This is a genomic window from Microlunatus sp. M237, assembly GCF_056896895.1.
In genome coordinates, this window is sequence record NZ_JBXHBL010000005.1 from 63,940 (window position 1) to 89,318 (window position 25,379).

The window sequence follows — 25,379 nt, forward strand, 5'->3', positions numbered from 1 at the left end:
ACAGCCCAGAATCGCCCGTGCAGCCCGACCGTGCCGGGTATGGTCATCGACCATGGCCCTGCCGCTCAGCACTGAGCAGATCAACCAACTGCTGGAGTCTGTAGACCAGCTCAGCACCTCCACCTCCCAGGGGACCCTCGAGACCAGCCACCCCGGGTGGCGGGAGGACATCCTCTTTCTCTACGAGCGCAGCACCCCGCTGACGTACCTGCCCGTGCTGTGTGTGACGCTGGTTGCGCGGGCGCTGTCCCCTGACGTCAACGTCCGGCGGATCCAGGCCAGCGATGAGTATTCCTCCTCCCTTGTAGGCAACGCGCTGGTCCGCTACGGCCGAGACCACCAGATTGACATGCGCACCGACAGCACAAATGTGATGAACAACCAGCCATTCATCCGCAAGGCCGAGATCACCTCCGACCTCAACCCGGACACCGAGTACGCCCGCTTCTACGCCTTAGTGGAGAAGGTCCAAGCCCTCGACCCGGCGCAGGCCAAGGAGGTCCTCGCGCTGGCGTTCCAGCTGGGCCGGCAGAACTGGCCCAACAAGTACCGACGGGGTCAGCGGAACCAGGCTTCTGCTGCAGCGCCGCTCGCTCCCACAATCTCCGAGACCACGGATACCGTGGCCTCGTTCATCCTCAACCGATCCTCACAAGAGGACTTCACCGAGCGGGATGGCGAGGACTACTACGGGTTCCATGAGGCCGTGACCAGCGCGCAGGCTCTGGTCGCTGCCGGTGGTGGCCAGTTCGTCTACTACAACACCAGCAGCCACACTGAGAACCGGATGTGCTTTGTGGGCTACGGCCACATCTCGAGCGTGGAGGAGGGCCCGCTCGACGAGCAGGGCCGCCCCACCTGGGTTGCGCGGTTCGCCGAGTACACCCGGTTTGCGCAGCCCGTCCCGAAGGTCGACGGGGCCCCGCCGCATTGGAACTCCCAGCACTCCATCGTGAAGATCACCGGCGCCAGCTTCGACCGCATCGTCGATCTGGGCACGGGGCGACGGCAGGAGCCTGAGCCGCTAACCGTCGACCGGGTCGCCGCCGCATGCCTCGAGCAGGATCTGCTGCTGCCCAGGACCACGGTCACCGCGCTCGTTGCCGCGCTAAACAGTGGGAAGCACGTTATCCTCACCGGCCCACCCGGTACCGCGAAGACCACCCTGGCCGTTCTAGTCGCCCAGGTAGCCGCCACTCAGAACCTGTGCGCCGGCCACCTGCTGACCACCGCCACCGCCGACTGGTCGACCTACGACACCATTGGCGGTCTCGCCCCCACACCCGACAACCAGCTGGCCTACCGGCCAGGCCGGTTCGTCGAGGCCATCGCGAGCGACCTGTGGCTAGTCGTCGACGAGATGAACCGGTCCAACTTCGACCGGGCATTCGGGCAGCTCTTCACAGTCCTGGCGGGCGCCGACGTCACCCTCCCCTACAACGACGCCGAGTCCGACCTGCCCGTCCGGATAACCTGGTCAGCCGCCAACCAGGATTCCCGTTACCAGGACATCGTCGTCTCCAGGGACTGGAGGATGATCGGCACGATCAACAACTTCGACAAGTCGCTGCTGTTCGAGATGTCGTTCGCGCTGATGCGCCGGTTCGCCTTCGTCGAGGTCCCAGCCCCCGACGACAACGCTTACCTGAAACTCATCAACGAGAACGCCGAGGACCCAAACCCCAGCGTCACGGCCGGCGCTGTTGCAGCAGTTGTCGCCCTTCTGCCGCTACGAGGGCTCAAGCAATTTGGGCCGGCCATCTTCATCGATGCCGCCAAGTTGGCACGCCAGCTGGTGCTGGCCGGCAGCAGCCCCCGCGACACCGTGTTCACGGTCTTCTATGCCCTCATGCTGCCCCAGTTCGAGGGCCTCGACGAGAGCCGCGGCGCCCACCTCCTACAGCTCGTCACCAGAGCGGTGCCCGGACGCCGCAACGACGTTGTCCGCGTCCTTCGCGAGGTCCTCGGCCTCGAGTTGGACCGCGCCGCCGTCAGCAACGACGACGCGGGCCAAGCTGACCCTGACCAGCTATCGGACGACATCCTCGAACGCAACGACGAGCACGACCAAGAGATGACGCGCCCGCGTTCGGCTGAGGTCGAGATACCTTCGGCCGGCGAGGCCGTTGTCGCTGCGACGCTGTTTGGGTCGTGAGCCTCAACCGCCGCTGGGACCGCCACGAGCAGGCGGGCGTCATCCGTGACCAACTCTGGCGCTACGTCTCGCCCGCCTCGACCAGTACCCAGGACATCCTTCCGACCGCCGCCGCTCTCTTTCAACTGCCTCGCACTGACCGCGACTACCTCACCGCCCTGCATCTGCTGCTATCGCCCGAGGCCGCGGCACTAGTCGACGCGGCCCCTGAGCTGCTCCGTCGGCTCACGGCCTCGACCGCCGTCACCATAGACGACCACCCCGAACGGATCCGCGGACCCGTCGACTGGCCCGCAACCCTAGCCATGCGAGGCGTCCGCGGCACCCGGCTCGGGTACGCCACCCGACCCACCGAACGCATTATGTCCACCCCAGAGAACCGGCTTCTCGTCGCAGCCCTCAGCGCGGTCCGCCGCGCCCACTACCAACTCGCGTGGGCCGGGACGACCTCCTCCCCGGTCGGCGCCCGCATCGTCGCCCTCGGAACCACCGCCACCCGGCTCCAGTCTTCCCCGGTCCTCCGTACGGTCACCGACCCACTGCACCCCCGGGACCTGCATCGCACGCGGCGCGGCCGAGCTGCCCGACGGTTCCAGCCCGTCACCGACCTCTGGCAGCTCCACCACAACCTCGTCGACCTTCAGGACGAGACCCTCCTCCGCCAGCTCGTCGAGACCACCGCCCTCATTCCCGCCACTGACGGCGCCTTGCTCGAGCTAGTTACGCTTCTCACCACTTTGAAGATCCTTCGGCAGCTCGGCTGGGCTAGCCAAGGTCTTCGACTCGTCCGCGGCCAGATCAGAATTGAGCACACCAGACCTGACGGCTCCACCCTGACCGTGCACTACCAAGACACCCCGCGCGCTTTAGCCACCCATGACGACTACCACCGCATCCTCCGCGACCACCGTATCGCCAGTGGACCCCTCCGGCCTGACATTGTCCTCGACCATCGCCCCGCGGGAGGCGCGCCAACCCTGACTGTCGTCGAGGTCAAGTACCGCCGCGACGCCGGCGACGCAGCCCGTGCTGCAGCCCTGAACTCGCTGGCCTACCGTGACGCCTACCGCAGCAACCCGAGATCAACCATCTACGTTGGTCTCTTCTGGGGAACCGGTCTACAACCTCGGCCGCTTAGTGGCAACGTCTGGCTGTCCAGCCTTGACCACTGGCCTGAGGCGCTGCGCCTTGCAACAGCTTCCCGGTAAGTACGCAGATTATGGACGCCCGCATGGCATCCTCTGGCCGGGCCGGCACGTCGAAACGATCTGCGGCAGTGGCGACTCTCTCCGCCCGCAACGGCACATTCATTTCGTCGACACCAACCGGTTGCAGACACCGCCGAGGAAACTCCCCGTCAGCTACTTTCGCGCAGGCTTGCGCTGGGAGCACCGGGCCTGGACGGGGCACAACTTGCACACGTCCGGATTGTCGATTCCGGCTGGAAGAAACCCGGTGCCGGGCGGCACAAGGTCGTCTCTATCCGTCCGCCTCGCCCCAAACGCTGCCTGATAAGCGCGATCGAACGGCTTGGTGTTTCCCTGCCTTCCGGTCAAGGTGAAGACCCACTCCGGCAGTGCACCGCCGGGCTTGACCCTGCACTTGGCCCGGCTGCTCTGACGTTGTCCCTCAGTCAAATGAGGCCACAGGTCATTCGACGTCGCTTGTGCGCCTAGGGCGTTTTCCTGCTCCGTCTTGATCAATGCGCCAGCCAAGTTGCCAAACAACATCGTCTGCAGGAAATCGGCCCCGAATGCGGCGCTTGGACCGAGCGCCCACTGGATCGCGAACCGCCGCGGGCAGGCTTCGGCGGCTGCGACCGTGCGCCTGTCCAGCGTAGCCATCACAGTGTCCAGCGCATCGTCGGCGGCCTCGAGGTCGCGCGGACTCGGCGTCACCGCCTCGGCCTGGCGGTCTGCAGCAGTCGGGACCGCACCGACCGTGATCCCGCCAGCGATCGCCCGTACCGCCTCACTGCGCAGGTCGGGCACCGTCAGGAGAGTAACCAATGGCGACAACCGACGCTGGTTCCCGCCCACATCGGACTGCCAGCTCAGCGTGATCGAATGACCCGATTCAGCGCCGTCCAGCGCCAGCCAGAACAGATACATGTCGCCGAGCGCACTCGTTGAGCCGCGCACCGCGAACAGGTCGACTGATATCGGCTCCACCGCGTCATCTCTGGACTGCCTGAGGTCCTCCAGGTCGAACGGCCAGCCCACCGATGCGCTCCGGCTCGGGAACACGTCTTCGGCAAGGTTGGCCAAGTGCAGATCATGGGGTTGCCGGACCAGACCAAGAGCATCGAGGCCTCGCAATTCTTGGACCGAGGCTGTCCCGCCGCGGGTAGGGTCTTCCTGGTCGGCGTCGGCCGGCTGCTCCGCTGAGCGACCGAGCAGCATGGCAACGACGTCGACCAGACCAGCGACGTCGATCTCGTCCTCCAGTGCGACGCCGAAGCCGCGCAGCATGATCTCCAGTTTCATGCGCTCGCGCTCATCCGCCTGGACAAGTGCGTGGCGCAACTGCACCTGCACCTGTTCCAGATGGTCACCTAGGGCGATGCGCTCACGCGCCGTGATCTCCTCTACAAGCTCCACCACCCTTCGGACGGCCCGCTCGATCGCGGCTGCCTCGTCGACGGTCACGTCTGCCCAGGGCGCGAGGCGAGAGGCGTTGGACGCAGCCGCGCTCAGCCGATCGACGTCACTCACCCCGTCAACCCGAGCACCGAGCGGCGTCACTCGGTCACGAACCGTACGGGTTAGCAGGCTCGCACGCTGGACCCAGGCGGCGCTGCTGCGGCAGTCCTCGAAGTAGGGCAACACCCGGCGCAGGACCGAGGGCCGCGGCGGGGCTGACACGTCCAGAAAGCCTGACGCAACGATGTCGAGCAGTGCCGTGCCGTCGAGGTTGACCGACGTCCGCCCGTCGGTTTCCTGACGGATGCACCCATGCAACGACATCAAGAAACTGCCGACCGGCAACTCCGCGAGCCGCGGCCTGACGACCTCGTTTGTCCGCCCCAGACGCTGAACGAGTCGATCAACCTCTTTGGCCGCCGCGGCGTACCTGATTGAGGTAGAGACCTCCTCGACGCCTGCCTTGGGGCTGTCAGCGCGGTCCTGGCCTAGCCCTTGCTGCCACAGCCGCACCAGTTCGGTGGCGCTGCGACACTCCCGCACCTCAAGCGCGGACAGGTCGCCGGCGGGCTCACCCAAGAGCATTCCGCGGAACGCTGCAGCAGCACTGGTGACCCCTTCGGACCCCGGCACCAGCACCGGAGAAGGCATGGCCAACTCGCTGCGGAAGTAGTGTCGCCACGAACTGAACGCCGGGTTGCTCCCGTCGTCGTGGATTATGAAGACCTGGTCAACCTCGTCGATCTGACGCAACAGCTGGAACATGGCCCACTGAGGCGGGGTGTAAAAGTAGAACCCGTGGTGGACCAGTGTCCATCGATCCCTGTCCCCAAAGGCGGCACGCAGCAGGTTCCTGACTCGGGCGGCGGCCTCGCGGGCGTCTGAGGTCGCTCCGTTCTTGAGGTCCTCGTGGTTCACCCAGAGCAGTTCCCGCGGCCTTCTCAGTGCGGGTTCTTCGTCCTCGGCATGGGCCCAGGCCCGCGCCGCGACCTGGCCGAGGTGGTCGCGTACGACAAGACCTCGCGGGTTCACGCCGGCGTTGACCAGTGCATGTATCGTCCGCGCATACTCACGCCTGGACGAGACGAGGGCACGGCCCGTGACGTTGTCTGACTCCTTGCGGACGAACTGGCGCAACAGATCGTCGACCTTGATCCCTATCCGGAGGCGACGGGCCGACGCTTCGTCCTGCCATGCTCCCACCTGCTCGGTGTAGGCAAGGCTGTTCGCAGCGAAGACGTCTGGCCCCGGAAAGGCTTCGAGGCGCAACTCGAACGAAGACGGCATCCCCGGCATCACCAAAAGGTCCACCAACGTCGCGACCGGTAACGCGAGGACCCCGGTCTTCCTGATCGCATGCGCCAGTGTCGTGGTTGCAGTGACGTGCGCGACCGACTCCCAGGTCCGGTCCATCGACTCCAGGACGGCTGTGATCGCCGGCTGGCTAACCCGGGGCAGAGCCACGGCGCCCCAAGCCCCCATCAAGGCACCTGCCGAATCAGCTCGGCCCAACTCTGGGGCTTCTCCTTGGGCTTTGTACTCGGAGCAACGAACACCAGCAGCTCCTCGCGTGCACGGGTCATGGCGACGTACAGCAACCGGGTCTCCTCACGGGTAGTGTCGAGCGCGTCAACGGCCCAGTCAGCATGGCGGGAAGGCGGCACGTTCGAGAAGTTCAGCGTTGAAGTGCCTGGTTTCCACTTCCAAAGGATTCGAGGCTTCCCACCATGCGGACGCAGCACGCTGGTCCGGGTTGCCACCGACTCCCGCGGCCCAAACTGCGAGCTCGTGCTAGGAACCACCACGCGGTCGAACTCGAGCCCCTTCGCCTTGTGTACCGTCAATGCAACCACCTTCCCGTCGGTCTCAACATCGGGCTCGTCCTCACTGCGGTTGGTCGCTACCTGCAACCGCAACCAGAAAAGTAGCCGCTCCAACGTGATCGTGCCGTCCTGGAACTGCGCGTCGATCACGGTGATCAGGTGGTCCAGGCACCGGCCGTACCTAACCCGCTCGGCGTCGTCCTCCCCCGCGACGGCGTACGCCTCTGGCTCGAAAACCCGTGCCATCTCGACCACCCATGCCAGCACCGGCACGTCCCGTAGCATCCGACGCAGGCTACTCATTCGGCGGCGGAGCAGGTCCAGGTCGTCACGCCGGAAGCTTCCACCGTCGGCCGCCGAAGCGATCCGCGCCGCCCAGGCAACCGGCATCTCTCCGGCAGGCCCCCACACTTCGGAGTCGATGCCGACAGGACCCTGACCCTCAAGGATCCGCGCAGCCCACCGGGTCTCGCAGAGCTCGAGCAGCGCGACGTCGTCCTCTGGGTCCGCCGCGGCCTCCAGCAGGACCCGCAGCTCACGCGCGGCTGGAGACTCAAAGAAACTGCCGCCAACCCGCAGTTCACAGGAGATGTTGCGTGCCCGAACTTCGGTCTGCACGGCCTGGGCCTGCCAGTTCTGCCGGCAGAGAATCCCTACGCTGTCCTCCGGATGCAGGTCCCTCCAGCGCGCCACTCGGTCGGCGGCGGCTGTAGCGAAGTCCTTCGCTTTGACCGAGTCGATGACGATCTCGCGGCTGCCGTCGCAGTCGCGGTGGTTCGGTCGCAGCCGGTCGGAGGGCCCGTAAAGGAGCATCTCGCCTTGCCCCCATTGGTCAAAATAGGCGTGCAGGGAGTCGAGCAGTGTCTCGCCCGAGCGGAAGTTTCGGGTGAGCCCGAAGTCGGTCATGGCCTGCAGCCCGCGGTCGTGCACCCGTCGAAGGAGCTCCTCGAAGGCGTTACCCTCGGCACCGCGGAACCGGTAGATCCCCTGCTTCACGTCGCCGACGACGAACAGCCGGCAGTCAAGGCGCTCGCGCAGCTCTAGCACCAGGTCGATCTGGGCAGCGTCGGTGTCCTGGAACTCGTCGACGAACAAGTGCCGGTAGCGGCGAACGAGGGGGGTCGCCTGAGACAGCAAAGACGCGGTTGCAGAAGGCACCAATTGGTTCGCCGGCAGCGTTTGGTCCCGGAGCGAGATTTCTTTCATCGCCCTAGCGACGTCGAGCACCACCTCCTGGGTGACCTGCACGACCGCCTTCTCCAGACCGGTGCTCGAGGCCTCCCCCCAGTCGACGAAGACCTCTTCATGCTTAGTCCCCAGCCCGAAGAGGTCGACCCCGTTGTTCTCCAGCGCATTCCAGACCTCCTGTACATGCTGGAGCCACTCATAGGCCGCTGGCACCTCGTCGCCGTAGCTCGCAATCATCGTGGTGAGCCGGGACGAGAGCGCGTCGTACACCGCAGCGCGGAAATCCATGGTCCGCTGGGCGACCCGGAATTCCGGGCCGAGACCGAGCGCGCCCGCCCCGGACGCCGTCACGCGCTTGGCCAGCGAGTGGATGGTCACGATGTCAGCCGACGCCAGCTGCAGCATCCAGGCGAGTGCCGGCAGCACGCAACGATGGCAGAGCCGTTGGCGGAGCAGGAGCGTCCGAGCGATCCGGTGGCGCATCTCGGCTGCCGACTCTCGGGTAAAGGTGACCAGGGCGATCTCGTCCGCGCGCAGGTCGGTCGCACTGGCCGTGCCCACGCCCCGCGCACTACTGGTGGCCAGCATGAAGACGGTCCGTTCGGCCATCGTCTCGGTCTTGCCGGTGCCAGCGCCGGCGCGGACCATTACATCGGCGCCTAGCGGCGCATGCACAATGCGGTACTGGGCGAGGTTGACCTCACCGCGATCGTCTGCCGCCTGAACCGCACGGATGGCCTGCTCAGGGGTGCTCTCAGGCACCTGTCCATCCACAATCCAGGCGTCGCAGCCGGCCGCCTCGGGGACGACCGCCCACTCCAGCATCCGGCTGTCTTTGAAGGCGAGCAGCTCAGTGGGGTCCATTCTCAAGTCCGGCATCTCAGTGGAGACCACGAAGACCCGGATCCCGTAGCGCAGGAGGCCCAGCAACTCGTCGGCGTCGATGCCGTCCAAGCCCACCCGGAGTACGGAGTACCGCGGGAGGAACGAGATCCCGAGCGTGCGTCGCAGGACGTCGAGCGCGAGCATTGGCTCGCTCTGGAGCCAGTGCTCCAGGAGCACCTCCGATCCACCAGGCATCACGAGCTCTGGGTCCGGCGCCGTCGGGTCCCCCTGCGCCGGCTCATCGGGCTCTGTCGACGGGTTGGAGCGTCGCTTGCGGGACCGGAGCCGGCGCTCGATCGGCGCCAGCTCGCCGACGGCTAGAACCGTTTCGCTCCCCTCGTCCGGCAGTAGCGGCACGTCGGCGGCGGGCACATTAACGGTCGGACCGTCGACCGGCTCCATCTCCGCTACCGGCCAGGACCACGCCTCAACCAGAGCACCACCGAGCCCACGGCGCTGGGTCAGGAAACCCACGTCGCGCAGCCGCTCGACGTCGATGCGCAACCACCGACCCACAGCCACCGCTGTTGGAGTCTCGAAGAGAACCACCCACACCTTCGCGGCAAACTGCGTCACCGCGAGGTAGTCGCGGAACGCGGCGTACTCCATCCAGTGCTGGCTCTGACCCGTAAGCTGGTCAATGTCTGCTCGCGACCGGGTCTTAACCTCCCAGTACTCTGTGCCCGTCTTGCTGGTCGCCAGCAGATCAGGGGCTCGGAGACGTTTGTCGCCGATCTGAAGCAACGGGGCACCAGAATGAGCAGTGTTGCTGGTGGCATCCGTCAGCCGAGTCACGGCACTGCCTTTGTCGGTCAGCCACTGCGCCCAAGTGTTCTCGCACCGGCGCCATAGGGTGCTCTCGTCCAGCACTATCAAACCTCCCAGGTCGTCCCGAGTCGCCCCCGGGCCATGCAGAGAACTTCTACACCAGGGCCGGCATGTCGGGTGCAATCCCGTCGACATTCGCGAACTCGTCCCGCGTGTCGGCTCGAGAGATTAAGGTCCCATCATTCAATAGAAAGTGGAGCAAGATATGGACGGACAGGCGAGCGGCGCACGGCGACGTGAGCTCGCACGTCGATCCGTCGTAACGCACCTTGCTCCGCACCTGAGCGACAGCTCAGTCGCACGGTCGAAAGTTGAGCGGACCCTTCGCGAGGTCGGCAAACTCTTCCCGGACCTTCCCCTCCAACTTCGGTTCGAGCTCGACAAGGCGCTCGACGAAGCCCGGATCCGGGTGGTGGAGGACATGGTGGAACTAGATCCCTGGCCAGGGGCGCAGACGGTCGAACCTCCGACCGGTCCTGCGACGTCGGGACCTCAGACTGATCCCGTCGACGCGGCGCATCGTCGTCTCGAGCTCGACCGCCGCGCATCCTCAAAGCGGCTCTCCAAAACCCTTCTGACCGCCGAGGAGGAGGTCGGACTAACCCTAATGGCCCGTCCAGACGCCAGGCCGCTGAAGCAGGGCGGGCTCAACTCACTGACCGGAGAGGCCCGCACCGCGGCCGAGGCAATGGTCCTCCACAATATCGGGCTGGTGCACTCGATCAGCAAGGGCTACCAGAACCAGGGCCTGGAGTACGAAGACCTGGTCCAGAGCGCCATTGTCGGGCTCTTGCGGGCCGTCGAACTCTTCGATCCGGCCGCCGGCAACAAGTTCTCGACATACGCGACCCCCTGGATCCGGCAGGCCGTCACCAGGAACTTGGCCAACGAGGGAAGGGTGGTCCGGCTCCCCGTCCACATGTGGGAACTCGTCCGCAAGGTCATCCTTACTCGGGAGCGACTGGCGGCCGAAGGGCGCTCGCCCTCGCGCCAGGATCTGGCCACGGCCTGCGGCACCACTGTCCTGAAGGTCGACCAGTGCCTCAGACTTGCGCCCGGCGCGTTCTCGCTCGACATGCCCCTGAGCGATGACGGCTTCACGCTCGGCGACTTGGTGGACGCTCAGCAGGGCTCGCCCGAGCAAATCGAAATCCGCGGCCTCTTTCTCGATGACGCCGAGCGACTTCTCGAGTACCTGACGGAGAAGGAGGCCGACATCGTCCGCCGCCGTTACGGCCTGCGTCCTTATGACGAGAGCGCGGCGCTCGAGGAAATTGGTCAAGCCTGGGGTGTGTCCCGCGAACGGATCCGCCAGATCCTAGCGACGGGTATGACGTCGATCCGCCAGGGTCTCGTGTTCGAGGGCGTGATCCTCCCCGAGGCCGACGCAGCCTGATTAGACCCAGCCAGAGCCGGTGCCCCAGCGGGGAACTGCGCGCGGGCACCTGGGCCTCGTGCACAGCAGCACGCCCGTGGGATAGACGAAGCAACCGTTGTCGAGCAATGCATAGCGGCCACCCGGCATCAATGTCGTGAACACGGCTCGTCTGCCCGCGTTCGCCTGCAAAGGGTTGACGAAGGCTGCCGACTTCAAGGGACGGCCCCGACGTGATCGCCTTCGACACCCGAAGAGCGAGCGGTCTGCATGCCAACCAAGGTCCACATTCTGATCTGCCCCTCGACCGGGAAGGTTCGCCTGCCGTGAAGCGTCCGGCCACCCGCGCTCGCCTGAACACAAGGTCCGCACGACGGTTGAGGTCCGCGATCGCCTTTGCATCGATCCTGGAACGCAAGCCGCCAGCGCGGGACAAGCCGACAAGCGGCCATCTCGGGCTTCGTGTTCCTACGGCGGTTGACCTGCATGACGGCACGCGAAGCGGGCGACGACGCCCAAGGCTCGTACGGTTTGACCACAGCGTCGGCCGCGTCCTTTCATTACGGACGGTCCGCCGGGTCAGCGTCCGACTAGTGCGGTCCCGTGCTGGCCAATCGTAGCGAGCCACACGCATGCCCCTGGCGAGGCTTCCGCATGCGCATCTCGAACTTGTCCGCGGCGCAGCCCTTCGCTGTTCGGGACCCAGAATGCCTCGACATGTTTGGCGTGAACGCGGACTTGCGCTGTCGACTCTTGCCTGACTCGACGACAGCGACTGCGATCGCGTCGGCCATGGCAGCTGGGGTCCGGACGACGTCGATCTGGAGTCCAAGGGCGTCGCGCAATGCAATGAGGGCACGTTTGCCTGCTCTCCCCCCGCCCGGACTGTCCTCGGCGCTCGCCCCGGTCAGGGAGTAAATTCGCTCGATGGCCTCAGCCAACGAGTCTGCGGGCAGGAAGGACTGGTCATCGGGAGGCGCGGTGAGCACGCGCCTACTAGATCAGAATCGCACCGCCATTGTGCAGAATAGGGACGTCGCTGGTCATCGAGTTGCCGCAATCGCCGCCGAGGGTTATGTACTTGGGAACCAGGTCACCCGTCGATGATGGCCGATTGGTGGTCCTGGGCAAAGCTGACTTCGAATTCTACGGCTGCCGGCGACAGCGCGTCTGACAACACGTTTTGGTCGGCGGCAGCTACTGCTGCAACCAGTCGTTCAGGGAGATCCTTTCGGTCGCGGAGCACGTGCGTGCGAAACACGTGCCATGCCGCCCCGACGGCCACGCCGTTTCCTACCTGCTTGTACGAGGCCGAGTCGCGCTGACCTTCGAAAGAGAACGAACGGGGCAGACCTTGTAGACGCGCAGCCTCGTGCGGCGTCAGTTTCCGTCGACGCGAACCAACGATTGACGTCTGGGTGATCGCGACCAGCGCGGGAAGGTAGGTCGGAGCCTTGGCTCGGATACCTGACGGGCGGAAATGCATGACTGTCTGCCACAGCGACTTGGTGTCCTGTGCCTGCCACTCCAGCTTTCTGCGTGACGCCGGGAACGCCGCAAACTCCGGGAAATCGTCCTTCCACGGCTCAATGACGTCCGTCGCAAACTGATCGTAGAAGAGGGCGTTCTTGTTCAGAATGTCCCGCTTCCACTTCGGCAGCAGCTCCAGCTCGGCCGGATCCAAGGAGCTGTGCGGCACCCAGTGGTCAGCCCACAACGGGAACCCTGGCAGTCGGCGCCCGGTCTCATCCCACATCCGAGTCACGAGACCGTCCCAGACTGTGACCCACCGCTCCTCCTCAGCCGTCAGCCGGTACCGATCAAGGTTGTCTATCGTCTCGTCGTCATCGAGGACCCAGTCGACATCCCACTTTTTCGGGTCCCAAGCATCAACGGGGGCTCGGACCACGGTGGGCCGCACGTCCGTTTCACGGAGGGCCCGCTCCGGCCCCACAAACGTGCCGAGGATGAAGACACGATCTCGCACCTGTGGTGTCCCGCCCTGCGATGGCGGAAGGAGGTGTGGGGAGAACACCGACGGAGTCGAGGACACGCGATAGCCAATCTCACGAAGCGTCCGAATGATCACCTCCCACTCATGGGTGTGCCGCGGCCCGGCGATGTTGCGAACGTTCTCGAGCAGCACCACGGCTGGCGTCCGCTCTTCCAGTACGCGCGCGATGTTCCAGAACAATGTGCCGCGCGCTTCAACCATGCCCCGCTGGAAGCCAGACTTGGAGAAGGGCTGGCACGGGAAACCGGCTGCCAGCACGTCATGCTCAGGGACGTCAACGTCACCACGCTCCGGGGTCGCCAGAGTGATGTCCTTGTTGACCTGTGGCTGACTCTCGGTGGGCAGGTGGTCCACCCAGTTGCGCAGGTACGTCGCGCTGGCCTCACCGTCGATCTCCGAGACGTACACGCATCGGCCGCCGGCGTGGTCCAACATCGCGTGGAACCCACCGATGCCAGCGAAGAGGTCCGCATAGCGAAAGGATGCAGCATTCGAGCTCATGTGCGAAAGCTTAGCAGCTCCCTCCCTCATTGGCGGTGCTGTGACGCACGTCCGTGGACAAATCTCCAGGTCCTTCAAGCCTGTGCACAAGATCGAGCTCTACCGCCGGTGCTCAATCTGCGATGACTGCCGCGGCCTAGCGTGGCACACGCGCCCCGCCGGGCCGGCTCTCAGGTGCGGAGCCATCGACGCGAGGCTCGCACAGCAGGAGCCAGATCACTCCCGCAGCGACGAGCCCCAGGGGGAGGCCGGATCATGAACAGCCACGGCGAGCGTGGTGTCCGACTGACCGTAGTAGGCGAACCACTTCCCCTGGAACTTCACCAGCCCCTCGACGAACGTGACGTTCGAGACCAGACCGTTCAGGTCCTCGAACGTCTGCGGCCGCAGCCACGGGACCTGGAGCCGCGCCAGCACCGTCGTCGGGTTGTCGGGGTCGATCGCGATCTGGCCGCAGCGATAGTCGACCTCGACCCGACCGTCCGGGTGGACCGTGCGAATCGCGCCGTTCGTGAGCATCAACAACAATCCGTTGTCGGTCAGCACCGGGGAGGTGCCGATCTCCACCAGGTCGGCGTCGAACGAGCCCGGTGTCGGGGAATACATCGGCTCGGTGTCCGGGGTGCCGGGCGTCCAATGGATCAGGTCATCGCTGGTCGCCCAATAGATCGCGCCCTCACCGAAGTACATCCACCAGCGACCCTGCAGCTGCACGGGCACGATCACGCCGGCCTTCGACCAGTTGAAGCCACGCGGGTCGGTCGTCTTGAAGGTGTCGAAGTTGTCGAACAGCGGCCCGTGTTTGGTCCAGTGCCGCAGATCGGTCGACGTCGCCAGGCACAGCTGTGCGCTGCGGCGGTCCCAGCCCGTGTACGTCAGATAGTAGGTCCCGTCGATCAGGACGATCCGCGGGTCCTCGCAGCCGTACCGCTCGTAGTCCTCGCTCGGCGACAGGATCGGTTCGCCCTCGCGGTCGAAGTGGAAGCCGTCGCGGCTGCGGGCCAGCCCCACGTGGGACACGATGTCCTCGGCGTGCGCCCGATACAGCAGCACCACCTCGTCGCCGTCGACCAGCGCTGCCGGGTTGTAGAGATTCGCCGACTCCCAGGTGCCGCCTTGCGGACGCAGGATCGGATTCCCCGCGTACGGCACGAACGGGCCGAGGGGGAACGAGGCGTTGTCGAACATCGCTGAGCTGGGCACGGGCCCAAGTCTCTCCCGACGAAGCGATCCGCGTCAGGGCATAGCAAAAGGAGCGCCGGCCAATGGCCGACGCTCCTTCACAAGCTTTGGAGATCTAGATCAAAAGATCTGAGATCAGAGGGGGCGGACCTTGTCGGCCTGCGGACCCTTCGGACCCTGCGTGGTCTCGAACTCCACGCGCTGACCCTCGTCGAGCGAACGGTAGCCGGAGGACTCGATCGCGCTGAAGTGCACGAACACGTCCGCGCCGCCACCGTCAACCTCGATGAAGCCGAAGCCCTTTTCGCCGTTGAACCACTTGACTGTTCCCTGTGCCATTTCAAACTCCTACATGTCGGGATCGCACTGCACGATCTCGGACTGCTGTCGGACGCTACCGCCCACGCAAAATCCTTAGGGGCGTAGCACTTACCACGGCTCAAGAACTGCAACAGCAGGTTCATCCTTGCACACATCTGCGCCAAGGTGTGAACTCGGCCGACATTCGTTGTTCCGACCGGCCCGCCATGCGCCTCAGCGCAGCCACACCCGCAGCGGTCCCGTGCCCACGAAACCGGCCGTCAGGGCCGCCTCGACGTCCGCGCCGCGCTCGTAGCCGACCAGATCCAGACCGGGGTACGTCCGGCCGGCGATGGCGACCAGGTCCGACCAGACCGACTCCGCGGCCGCCTCCCCGGTCGCCACGTTGGACACGCCCACCACCTGGTCGGTGCGGTGCAGGACAAACCGCGCCCCGAACGACGCCTCGGCGAAGAAATACACGTCCTCGGCGTCCAGCAAGGCGGGGACGAAAACGTTCAGCTCCTGCCCCGCCGCCCACTGGGCCAGCTCTTCGGTGCTCCCCACCTCGTGCCAGTCGAGCATCGGCAGCAGGGCCGGTTCGGTGGCGGAGTGCCGGATCCACGTCGCGTCGAACAGGACCTGGAAGCCGTCGGCGGTCAGGTCGAGGTCGGCGAAGCTGTCCTTGACCGAACAGCCGGCACCGGTCTCGACCCGCCTCAGCAGTGCCTGGACGTCCGCGCCGGGGACCAGCGTGACCGCGTCGGGATAGCCGGCGGGTGAGCGGTGGCTGACCGACCAGCCGTCGGCGTCCCAGCGGGTACGCAGTCCCTGGGCGCGGCAGACGAGGTCGCACCACCCGGCGTTGTTGGCGGCGGCTTCGACGCGGGAATCAGGCATGTGCCGATCCTGTCACCTGTTCGCCCCGCGGCGGGCGAGGTGGGGCCACACCCTCCCCGGACGGGTCAGCCGACGGTGCCGGTGAGGTCGACGATGACGTGCGCCTTCTTGTTGGTGAAGATCTTGATCTGTCGGGAGTTGGACACCCCGACCGTGATCGCGTTGGCGATGTCGACGCCGGGCTTGTAGTTGATCACCGAGGCGGCCGGCGTGGCGGCGTTGCCTGCGAACACCTTGAGGAAGCCCGAGCCCTCGGCCCCGGTGACGGTGATGTTGGCCAGCACCCCAGCGGTCCCGGGGCGGACCACCGACGCCGGCAAGGTGATCACCCGCGTCGAACCGGCCGCCAGCTTCCCACCGCTGCTGCGGGAGTCGTACGCGCGCAGCGGGGTCGGCAGCAGGCCGGTGCTGCCCGCGCCCTGGCTGAAGCCGACCCGCACGCCGTTGACCTGGATCGCCCCGCTGGCCGGGGTGTAGATGCCGAGGTTGAGCTTGGTCCCCAGCGGGTGGGGGCCGTAGGCCGCCGACGGGACGACCCCGCGCCGGGCCTGGATCCCGCCGCCGCTGGGGATGGTCACGTCCGTCACGACATCGCTGAGATAGCCGCTGCCGGCCACCCACAGCCGTCCCATGCCGGTGGCGTTAGCGCCGCTGGAGTTGTAGACGTACCACTCGATGTCGCGGATCAGTGCACCCGCCGGGATGTCGACCGAGGCCCACAAGGTCGTCGCCGAGGCGCCCCCGTATGTTCCGGAACCACCCCATAGCCGGTGCGTGGCCCCTTCCGCCGCGAAGTCGAACATGCTGACGTGGCGATAGGTGTAGCCGCTGGTCGGCGCTGAGGCGGCGGTGGTGGTGACCGGGGTGGCCAGCGGCTTGGACTTCGACGCCGCGGAACCGCCCGGGCCGGGCGGCTTGGCCTCCGCTGGTGCGGGGCCCGTCAGTGAGGTCGCCGCCAAGGTGGCGATCCCGGCGCCCATGATCAGTCCGCGCCGGCCGATCTGGGGTGACGTGTCGTTCTGCTCGATGTGGTTCATGACCAGCTCCTCCGAGTCACGGCCGACGCGCCCGTTGCCCGTCGCTGCCGTCCCCCGTCAAGAGTTGGCGAGCCATTCGGCGATACCCACGCACCGCGTGTCCGGGGTCAGGCGGAGTGCTCGACGCCGCTCGGCAGCAGCGACTATTCGTCGGCTGTACGCGGCGGTGGTGGGCGATTCGCGGGCGGAAATCGGTGCTGGAGCGAACCTCGAAGGGAAGCACCAGAATCGGCAGGCTCCCCTCCGAGATCACCAGCAGAAATAAACTGCACCCAATTCTTCTCCCCCGAGATTTCCCCCGAATGGGTATGCCGTTTTGCCCTGCGCTTGCACTGTACACCCGAAGTGTCTGAATTGATCCGACCACGAGCCGCGAGATTGTCCGCCGCCGCCGCCATCGAGCAGGGACCGGGCCAGCCAGCTGCGGCGATCAGCACCGACGTCGCCGAAAGGGCACGCAGCTGGCGCCTGACTAGGCCAGATTGCGGTGCTGCTGCGGCCCAACAGACGCCGACGCAGGCCCGAATTATCGATTCACAATTTCGCGACGCCCAGAATAATTGGATATCTCGGCGCAGGAACCGGAATTGTCCACTAATATCTCGCATTTGGGTATAATGGAGAGGAAGTCCACGACCGCCTGAACCCCCGACAGGAGGCCGTGGATTTTCATGCGAAATCCCGCCCAGCGTCTGGGCGCAGTCGCATTTTCGATCGCCCCGCGACCAACCACAAATCGGAGAGTCTTTTCCGCCACGGCTGTGGTCAGGTCCCGGTTGCTGGCCGAGATTCCCCGCGGCGGTGGGCGAACCACCATCCCCCGCGACCCCGAGCGATCGGCATAGCATGAGGGCGTGCTCCTGGCTGACCGAGGAACGACCAGCCTGATGAGGCGAGCCTGGGCTGTTCGATGGTGGCTGGCGGCGCTGGCCGTCGGCTCGGCTTCGCTGCTGATCCTGCCGGGGTGGCGGGAGCCACTGGTGGTCGCGCTGGCCATCGCCGGAGCCGGGGCGGCCTATCTGGCCAATCGGTGGCTGTCTCTCCTGATCGTGGTGGCACTGGCCAGTCTCGCGCTGGCGGGCGTGTGGCCGGCCGCTTTCTTGGCGTCCTACCTGGTGGCGTCGCAGCGGTCCCGGGCGGTAGCTGCCGCTTGGGTAGGTGCGGCCACCATCGTGATCATCGTCTGCGCAATCGTGCCCGGCGCTCCCCCGGCGGTTGCTGGACTGGCCGGCGCCTGGACGACGATTCTGGGTGCCCTCGTCGTCCCGCTCGTCATCGGGTGGTGGGTCCGCGAACGCCGTCGGGTGCTGGCCGGGTTGCGGGACCAGGCCGAGCGACTCGTCCAGGAACAGGAGGCGGTGGTCGCTCGCGAGCGCGCCGAGGAGCGGGCCCGTATCGCACGCGAGATGCATGACGTGGTGGCTCACAAGGTGTCGCTGATGGTCATCCACGCCGGCGCCATCGACATGCGGACCGCCGAACCCAGCACTCGGGCGGAGGCAGAGCTGGTGCAGGACCTTGGGCGCGAGGCGATGTCGAACCTTCGGGACGTGCTCTCCGCGCTGCACGATGACGGTGAGTCGCTGGCCAGCACAGCTCCGACGCCCGGCGTGGCCCAGATCGGTGAGCTGATCGAACAGTCCCAACGCGCGGGTCTCGTCGTCCTCCGCCACGACCGGGGAGTCCCCACCCGATCCTGCGAAGCGGTGGAGGCGACCGCGTACCGCGTCGTCCAGGAGGCGTTGACCAACGTTCACCGCCACGCGGGTGCGTCCGTGGCGGAGGTGTCCCTCGACTGGTCACCGCAGACTTTGGCGGTGACGGTGCAGAACCGGACGCGCAATGGTCGGCGGAATCCGCTCCCCAGCAGCGGACTCGGCTTGGTGGGGCTGCGTGAACGCGTGGCCCTGGTCGGTGGGACGTTCACCGCCGGACAGGACAGTGATAGCTTCCGGGTCTCGGCCAGCCTGCCCCTCGCGAGCCCTCCTGGCGTGGAGGTCTCATCGCGATGATTCGCGTCCTGATCGCCGATGACGAGCATCTGGTCCGCTCAGGGCTGCGCTCCATCTTGGAGTCGAGCTCTGACATCGTGGTGGCGGCCGAGGCCAGAAACGGTGCCGAGGCCGTGGACGCCGTACGCCGGCTGCCGCTGGACGTGGTGCTGATGGACGTACGGATGCCGGTGATGGACGGGCTGGAGGCCTTGGCCAGAGTGGTCGAGCTGCCTTCCCCGCCGGCCGTGGTGATGCTGACGACGTTCGACCACGACGAGTACGTCCACCGAGCACTGCGGCTGCGTGCCGCCGGCTTCATGCTCAAGGAATCACCCCCGCGTGACCTCGTCGCCGCGGTCCGATCGGCAGTGGAGGGCAACGCGATGCTGGCCCCGAGCGTGACCCGCCGCCTCATCGACACCTTCGCCGACCGCGAGTCCCCGTCTGCTGACCGTGCCCGGACGAGCCTGAAGTCCCTCACCCCGAGAGAGCTGCAGGTGGTGCGGGGCGTGGCCGACGGGCTGTCGAACGCGCAGATCGCCCGGCGGATGCAGATGCAGGAGACGACGGTGAAGACTCACGTCAGCCGGACGCTGGCCAAGCTCGGATTGCAGAACCGGGTGCAGTTGGCCCTGTTGCTCGCCGAGGCTGGGACGGACGCCCAGCCCAGCTAGCCCGACGCAACGATCACGACCGTCATCCTTTGGTCCACCCCGCGTGGGTCCGGCCTGCGTCGAAGGTCCACCCCCGGACCGACTGACGCCGGACGCCCCGCCGGCCCCACCGGGACGAGACTGGGCCGATGATCACCGCACCGCTGTCCAGGCGGCGACCTCTTCCCCTGCTCCTGCTGCTGCTCGCCTTGATCGCCACCGCTGCTCCCGCGGCGGCGCAACCCACCGATCAACCGGATCAGCCGAGCGCCCCGGCACGGGTCGATACCTTCGTCACGGGCTACCTGTCCCGGCACGGGCTTCCCGGGGCTGCGGTGTCGATCGTCCGCGACGCCGAGCCGGTGCACACCGCCGGCTACGGTTTCGATTCCACCGGCGAGCCGATCACGGCGAGGACGCCGCTGCGGATCGCTTCGGTGTCGAAGACGTTTACGGCCTTCGCCGTCTTGCAGCTGGTCGATGCGGGCGCAGTCGAGCTGGACCGACCGGTGGCCGACTATCTTCCCGGGTTCGTCCTGGACGACCGCCGCGGCAAAGTGATCACTGTGCGGCAGCTGCTCAGCCAGACCTCGGGGTTGCCGAATCCGACCATCGTGCCGCCCGCTGCCACCCTCGAAGAACGAATCAGCCAGCTCAAGGAGTGGCAGCTGGAGGCGGATCCGGGCGCGCGTTTCCGCTACAGCAACGCCAACTACTGGACGGCTGCTCGCCTGGTGGAGGTGGTGAGTGGCCAGTCGTTCGAGGACTATCTGCGCCGCCAGGTCTTTCTCCCGCTCGGCATGACCGACAGCGCGACGACGATCAGTAGCCGGGCCGCGCGGCCGAACCTTCGCGATGGCCACGTCACGGCGTACGGCGGGGCCCTGGCCATCCCCGAGCTCGAGTCCATGGTGGCGGGGTCAGGGGGCGTGGTCAGCACCGCGGCGGACCTGGGTCGCTGGATGATCATGCAACAGCGGGACGGGCGATCGGCCGACGGCAAGCAGGTCCTCTCCGCCGCGCTGGTGCGTGAGTCGCATCTGTCCCAGCCCGGCGCCGGCAGCTATGCCCTCGGCTGGCGGCACAGCAGCGTCGGTGTGTCGCCGGCCCGGATCTCCCACAGCGGTGTGCTGCGCGGGTTCACTGCACAGCAAGACCTCGTGCCCAGCAGGGACCTCGGTGTGGTGGTCATGCTCAACAGCTATACGCCGACGATCGAACACAGCTACGAGATCAGCTCAGGGGTCATCGCGATCATGGCCGACGAACCGGTGGAGGCGGGCGCGCCGACGGCCACCCTCATCGATCTGGCTCTCGGCGCGCTGACCGTGGTGGTGGTGGCGCTCGGCGTTCGTGGCGTGCGGCGCGCACCGCGCTGGGTTGATCGACGCAGCACCTGGGGGCCGCCACGCTTCATCATTCGCCTGGTGCCTCAGCTCATCGTGCCCGTCCTGGCCCTGGTGCTCTTCGTCGTCGCCCCGAACCTGCAGCGCAACTCCGCGACCGCCGCTGACGCCTTCCGTCTCTATCCGGCGGCGATGGTCCTGCTGCTGGCCGGCGCCGCCGTCGGAGTCGCCGTCGTGGCCGCCCGGATCGTCAGCCGTACGCGCGGTAGGCGGTCGGGCACAGGTCCGGCGTGACTGCAGGCCTGGCTTTGTGCTGGCGGACGTCAGGCCTCGGCGGTGACTGTGAGCTGAGCGGCGACGCCGGCGAAGTAGCGCCCCAGGGTCGCCCGGTCGGGTCCCGGGAACGGCTCCTCGCTCATCAGGACGTAATGCATCGCTGCGGTCAGGATGAACGCGAACGCTTCGACATCCACGTCGTCGCGGACGGTGCCGTCACGCTGCCGGCGCTGCAGGAACTCCGTCATCACGCTGGACCAGGACCGCGTCCTGCCGGTCTGAACCGCCTCCGTCAGCAGCTCCTTGCCACCGGCTTCATGGCTCAGGTGGGCCACCAGCATGGGAGCGTCGGAGGCGGCGTGCAGGTCGGAGAACTCCATCAGGCGATCGGCGAGCCGGCCGCCCGGTCGTGCCGCCCACGCGTCGATCTGTGCGGCGAACTCGTCAAGCGATCGCCGGGTCAGCTCCTGCAGCAGCTCGTCGCGGGACGAGAACGCCTTGTAGGACAGGCCGACAGCCGCACCCGCCTCCCGGGCGAGAGCGCGCATCGTTAGGCCGTCGACACCGTCTCGCGCGATGACGGCCCGGGCATGGGCGAGGAGGTTGTCGCGCATCGCGTCGAGATCGGCAGCCGGGCGAGGCGGCGTCATGGCGTCCTCCAAAGGTGTTGACGCCCGAACCTAACATGATCTAGCGTTTCGTGAACACGCGTTCACACTACGTTGCGACTGTGCGCCGCCGCTCCCGTCCCATCGCCGGGCGCCGGGCGCGGTCCACCTCGAGGAAGGGGATTTCATGACCACCCAGACCACCGACTCCGTCTCCGACGACGCTGCCGACGGCAACCATCCCGGCCACACCGTCTGGCCTCACTGGCCGTTGGCGATGGGACTGCTGGTGGGTGCCCTGATGTTGCTCGCCGGTGCGGCCAACCGAGAGACCTTGGCCATCGCGGCCAGCGGCGCTGCCCTGTGCTATCTGGCCGCGGCTGCCCTGGGACGGCGCTGGGTCGCCTGGGCGACCATCCCCGGGACCTTCGTGGTCGTGGTGGCCAGCGAACTGATCGGCATGCCCTGGTGGGCGGGTCTGAGCGTGGCCGGGGTCGCCCTGATGATCGTCGGCCTGCTCCGGGCGGCTCCGCGGCGCGTCCTGCTCGCCCAGGTTGGGGCCTTCGGCATCGTCTGCGGACTGGCCGTGATCGCGCTGGCCTGGGATCCCCGGGCAGGCGTAGTGCTGGCCGGGCTCGTGCTGGCGAGTCACGCCATCTGGGACGTCATCCATTACCGCCGTCAGTTGGTGGTGTCCCGTGCGCTGGCCGAAGCCTGCATCGGGTTCGACCTGATTCTCGGCCTCGGACTCATCGCCGTTGTCTTCGCTTAGCGGGGTCTTCGCCTAGCGGGGTCTTCGCCTAGCGGAGTCATGGGCCCGTGCCCGGCAGCGAGAGCGGTCGGAGCGCTCGCTCAGGCTGGCGTGACCGGGTCCGTCGCCTCGGCCCAGAGCTCGGCGTCAGCCTCGGTCTGGTTGTTGCGGCGACGGGCGGCGAGCACCACCCATCCAGCCAGGGCACCTGCGGTCAGCATCAGCTTCCACTTCACGATCCCACCCTAGTCCTGCCCACCCACGACCCCGGCTGAGCCGCGGCGGGTGCTGCTGGGCCGAGCACAGCAAGGCCGACTACCGTTTGGTCATGCGACGACTCCTGGCCGCCCTGCTGTGCGCCCTGCTGCTGCTGGCCGGCTGCTCCACCGCCGGTGACCAGCCGGAGCCCAGCGACCCCAGCGGCCGGGTGGTGAACGACCCGACCGAGGAGACCGAGCCCAGCGAGGAGGGGCCGGTGGACAACAGCACGCCGGCCAACGAGGACGACACCGGTTTCACCTTCTCCGACATCGCCGAGTTCGACGACGGCCTGCAGATCGAGATCGCCGGCACCGTGGCCGCGAAGGCACAGGCCAAGGACAAGGGTGCGGAGACGACCAAGGGTGAGATCGTCATCGTGTCGGTCCGGATCGAGAACGGCACGCCGGAGGAGTTCTTCGCCGACAGCGTGCGGGTCACCGCCACCTACGGCAACCAGACCGAGGCACCGATGATCATCGACGAGACCGGCGAGCTCCAGAGCGGCTTCAGCGGCGTCATCCAGATCGGTGCGGAAGCCGTGGCCCAGATCGGGTTCGCGGTGCCGGTGAGCGCCCTGGGCAAGGTCACCTACACCGTCGACTGCGCCGATGACATCCACGACCCGGTCAGCTTCACCGGTCCGGTGGAGCGCAGCTGAGGTCAGACCGTAGGCCGATGTCCGGCGCCTGACGGCGATCTAGGCTGGCCCGGTCATGAGCACGCACCAGGATCCCGAGCCCTTCATCCGCGACCCCAGCTGGGTGTTCGACTTCTGCCTGGCGGTCGTCGTCGCGCTGCTCGGCACCGTTACGTACGCCAACGGCGGCGTCTGGGCCTCGATCCTCTCGGTGCTGATGGCCATGCCGGTGATGATTCGTCGACTGCTGCCGCGGATCGCCCTGGCCACCTCGGTCGGCATCGCCCTGGTGCAGGTCGCCACCGTCCCCGGCCCCACCTTCAGCATCGTCGCGGTGCCGATCCTGATCTACAGCGCCGCCCGGTGGTCGACCCGGCCGCAGGCGCAGCTCGCCCTGGCCGCCGGCCTGGCCGGATCGCTGCTGGGTCCGATCCGCTGGATCTGGCTCAGCGACCCAGTGGACAGCCTGGCGCCGATGGCTATGACCGTGCTGGCCTGCGCCGGCATCGTCTCCGGGGCCTATCTGCTCGGCGTACGCCGCCGCGACTGGGCCGAGAATTCCCGCCAGCGGGCCCGGTCCGAGGCGGAGCGCCGCTCGCTCGTCCTCGCGGAACAGGAACAGCGGGCACGGATGCTCGCCGTCACCGAACGGCAGCGGATCGCCCGGGAGCTGCACGACATCGTGGCCCACTCGCTGTCGGTGATCGTGGTCCAGGCCGAGGGTGGCAAGGCGATCGCGGCCAAGCGGCCCGAACGGGCACCCGAGGTGCTGGGGACCATCGCGGAGACCAGTCGCGAGGCGCTGGAGGAGATGCGCCGGATGGTCGGGCTGCTGCGCAACGGCCCCGAGCCGGAGCAGGCGGCGTATCTGCCGACGCCCGGGCTGGCCGAGCTGCCCGAGCTGGTGCGCAAGACCAGTGAGGCCGCCCAGTTCACCAGCTTCGGCCAACCACCGATGGTGAGCCAGGCGCTCGGGCTGACCGCCTATCGGGTGGTGCAGGAGTCGCTGACCAATGTGCTCAAGCACGCCGGGCCGAACGCCGTGGCCCGGGTCGTCGCGGCCTACACCGCGACGTCGATCGAGCTGGAGATCTCCGACGACGGACGTGGCGCGGCCGCCACCACCGACGGGATGGGCCATGGCCTGCGGGGCATGCACGAACGCATCGCGCTGCACCGCGGTACGCTCTCCGCCGGTCCGCGACCGGGCGGCGGCTACGTCGTCCGCGCCTCGCTGCCGCTGATCCCCGACGCCCGCCCGGGCCTGATGCCCGGACCGACCTGGACCCCACCGCAGGAAAGGCGGTCATGACCGTACGCGTGTTCCTCGTCGACGACCAGGCCCTGGTCCGCGGCGGCTTCCGGATGCTGATCGAGGCCGAGGACGACCTGGAGGTGGTCGGCGAGGCAGCTGATGGGGCGGCGGCCGTGGCCGCACTGAGCCGGGTCCGGGCCGACGTGGTGCTGATGGACATCCGGATGCCGCAGATGGATGGCGTGGAGGCCACCCGGCGGTTGAGCGAGCTGAACAACCCAGTCAAGGTGCTGGTGCTGACCACCTTCGACCTGGACGAGTATGTCTTCGCCGCCCTCAAGGCCGGCGCCAGCGGGTTCCTGCTCAAGGACGCCCGCCCCGAAGAGCTGCTGAGTGCCATCCGCAACGTGGCCGCCGGCGACGCGGTGGTGGCCCCGAGCGCCACCCGCCGGCTGCTGGCCCACGTGGTCCCGACCCTGCCGGGAACGCCTCGCGGCGACGGACCGGACCCCCGGCTGGCGGTCCTCACCGGCCGCGAGATCGAGGTGCTGACCGAGATCGCCGGCGGGGCCACCAACACCGAGATCGCCACCCGGCTCTACATGGCCGAGGGCACCGTCAAGACCCACATCGGCCGGCTGCTGTCCAAGCTGGCCATCCGCGACCGGGTCGGCCTGGTGCTGTTCGCCTACGAGACCGGCGTCGTCGAGCGCTGAGCCGTCCGCCGTCCCGTCCGGTCCCTCCGACCTCGATCGCCACCTGCGGTTC

The 25,379-nt window shown here is 67.1% G+C and carries 19 protein-coding genes; 10 read left to right on the plus strand and 9 right to left on the minus strand.

Going from position 1 to position 25,379, the window contains the following annotated elements; genetic code table 11:
- The first annotated feature begins 52 nt into the window (after window positions 1-52).
- Both AC1XX3_RS18040 and AC1XX3_RS18045 read left to right on the plus strand, forming a co-directional pair.
- Complete coding sequence (locus AC1XX3_RS18040; RefSeq protein ID WP_483322565.1) at window positions 53-2,155, plus strand: AAA family ATPase; 2,103 nt, start codon at window positions 53-55, stop codon at window positions 2,153-2,155.
- Entirely contained in the window at window positions 2,152-3,363 is a 1,212-nt protein-coding gene (locus AC1XX3_RS18045; RefSeq protein ID WP_483322566.1) for a hypothetical protein, read from the plus strand. The genes AC1XX3_RS18040 and AC1XX3_RS18045 overlap by 4 nt, the downstream gene beginning before the upstream one ends.
- Window positions 3,364-3,516: 153 nt before the next feature.
- Here the strand turns inward: AC1XX3_RS18045 and AC1XX3_RS18050 are convergent, their stop codons facing one another.
- Both AC1XX3_RS18050 and AC1XX3_RS18055 read right to left on the minus strand, forming a co-directional pair.
- Window positions 3,517-6,210: a hypothetical protein gene (locus tag AC1XX3_RS18050; protein ID WP_483322567.1), complete on the minus strand. Its 2,694-nt coding sequence runs from the start codon at window positions 6,208-6,210 to the stop codon at window positions 3,517-3,519.
- A 68-nt stretch (window positions 6,211-6,278) separates the two neighbouring features.
- Window positions 6,279-9,563, minus strand: a complete 3,285-nt coding sequence (locus tag AC1XX3_RS18055; protein WP_483322568.1) for a UvrD-helicase domain-containing protein — start codon at window positions 9,561-9,563, stop codon at window positions 6,279-6,281.
- Between the two features lie 163 nt (window positions 9,564-9,726).
- On the opposite strand from AC1XX3_RS18055, the gene AC1XX3_RS18060 reads away from it, so the two are divergent.
- On the plus strand, window positions 9,727-10,917 hold the full coding sequence (locus AC1XX3_RS18060) for a sigma-70 family RNA polymerase sigma factor (RefSeq protein ID WP_483322569.1): 1,191 nt from the start codon (window positions 9,727-9,729) through the stop codon (window positions 10,915-10,917).
- Window positions 10,918-11,989: 1,072 nt separating this feature from the next.
- On the opposite strand, the gene dcm is transcribed toward AC1XX3_RS18060, so the two are convergent.
- From dcm to AC1XX3_RS18085, 5 genes are all read right to left on the minus strand, one after another.
- A complete protein-coding gene (gene dcm / locus AC1XX3_RS18065; protein ID WP_483322570.1) occupies window positions 11,990-13,411 on the minus strand; it encodes a DNA (cytosine-5-)-methyltransferase in 1,422 nt (473 codons plus the stop codon).
- Between the two features lie 216 nt (window positions 13,412-13,627).
- A complete protein-coding gene (locus AC1XX3_RS18070) occupies window positions 13,628-14,614 on the minus strand; it encodes a glycoside hydrolase family 130 protein (protein ID WP_483322571.1) in 987 nt (328 codons plus the stop codon).
- Window positions 14,615-14,728: 114 nt separating this feature from the next.
- On the minus strand, window positions 14,729-14,932 hold the full coding sequence (locus AC1XX3_RS18075; RefSeq protein WP_483322572.1) for a cold-shock protein: 204 nt from the start codon (window positions 14,930-14,932) through the stop codon (window positions 14,729-14,731).
- Window positions 14,933-15,127: 195 nt separating this feature from the next.
- The gene (locus AC1XX3_RS18080; RefSeq protein ID WP_483322573.1) at window positions 15,128-15,793 is read right to left on the minus strand and encodes a hypothetical protein; all 666 of its coding nucleotides are present in this window, start codon (window positions 15,791-15,793) and stop codon (window positions 15,128-15,130) included.
- A gap of 65 nt (window positions 15,794-15,858) precedes the next feature.
- Window positions 15,859-16,830: a hypothetical protein gene (locus AC1XX3_RS18085; RefSeq protein WP_483322574.1), complete on the minus strand. Its 972-nt coding sequence runs from the start codon at window positions 16,828-16,830 to the stop codon at window positions 15,859-15,861.
- An 854-nt stretch (window positions 16,831-17,684) separates the two neighbouring features.
- Here AC1XX3_RS18085 and AC1XX3_RS18090 point away from each other — a divergent pair.
- From AC1XX3_RS18090 to AC1XX3_RS18100, 3 genes are all read left to right on the plus strand, one after another.
- Window positions 17,685-18,842, plus strand: a complete 1,158-nt coding sequence (locus tag AC1XX3_RS18090; protein WP_483322575.1) for a sensor histidine kinase — start codon at window positions 17,685-17,687, stop codon at window positions 18,840-18,842.
- Entirely contained in the window at window positions 18,839-19,498 is a 660-nt protein-coding gene (locus tag AC1XX3_RS18095) for a response regulator (RefSeq protein ID WP_483322576.1), read from the plus strand. The genes AC1XX3_RS18090 and AC1XX3_RS18095 overlap by 4 nt, the downstream gene beginning before the upstream one ends.
- 128 nt (window positions 19,499-19,626) lie before the next feature.
- Window positions 19,627-21,117: a serine hydrolase domain-containing protein gene (locus AC1XX3_RS18100; protein WP_483322577.1), complete on the plus strand. Its 1,491-nt coding sequence runs from the start codon at window positions 19,627-19,629 to the stop codon at window positions 21,115-21,117.
- A gap of 29 nt (window positions 21,118-21,146) precedes the next feature.
- Here the strand turns inward: AC1XX3_RS18100 and AC1XX3_RS18105 are convergent, their stop codons facing one another.
- Window positions 21,147-21,749: a TetR/AcrR family transcriptional regulator gene (locus AC1XX3_RS18105; RefSeq protein ID WP_483322578.1), complete on the minus strand. Its 603-nt coding sequence runs from the start codon at window positions 21,747-21,749 to the stop codon at window positions 21,147-21,149.
- Window positions 21,750-21,894: 145 nt separating this feature from the next.
- On the opposite strand from AC1XX3_RS18105, the gene AC1XX3_RS18110 reads away from it, so the two are divergent.
- Window positions 21,895-22,479, plus strand: coding sequence for a hypothetical protein (locus tag AC1XX3_RS18110; RefSeq protein ID WP_483322579.1), 585 nt, complete (start codon window positions 21,895-21,897; stop codon window positions 22,477-22,479).
- A gap of 80 nt (window positions 22,480-22,559) precedes the next feature.
- On the opposite strand, the gene AC1XX3_RS18115 is transcribed toward AC1XX3_RS18110, so the two are convergent.
- Window positions 22,560-22,694 carry a DLW-39 family protein gene (locus tag AC1XX3_RS18115; protein WP_483322580.1) on the minus strand — a complete coding sequence of 45 codons (135 nt, stop codon included), beginning with the start codon at window positions 22,692-22,694 and terminating at the stop codon, window positions 22,560-22,562.
- A gap of 92 nt (window positions 22,695-22,786) precedes the next feature.
- Here AC1XX3_RS18115 and AC1XX3_RS18120 point away from each other — a divergent pair, with 92 nt between their 5' ends.
- The 3 genes from AC1XX3_RS18120 to AC1XX3_RS18130 are packed head-to-tail and all read left to right on the plus strand — an operon-like array spanning window position 22,787 to window position 25,327.
- Window positions 22,787-23,377 carry a hypothetical protein gene (locus AC1XX3_RS18120; RefSeq protein ID WP_483322581.1) on the plus strand — a complete coding sequence of 197 codons (591 nt, stop codon included), beginning with the start codon at window positions 22,787-22,789 and terminating at the stop codon, window positions 23,375-23,377.
- Window positions 23,378-23,432: 55 nt separating this feature from the next.
- Complete coding sequence (locus AC1XX3_RS18125; protein ID WP_483322582.1) at window positions 23,433-24,668, plus strand: sensor histidine kinase; 1,236 nt, start codon at window positions 23,433-23,435, stop codon at window positions 24,666-24,668.
- A complete protein-coding gene (locus AC1XX3_RS18130) occupies window positions 24,665-25,327 on the plus strand; it encodes a response regulator (protein ID WP_483322583.1) in 663 nt (220 codons plus the stop codon). The genes AC1XX3_RS18125 and AC1XX3_RS18130 overlap by 4 nt, the downstream gene beginning before the upstream one ends.
- Window positions 25,328-25,379 lie beyond the last annotated feature (52 nt).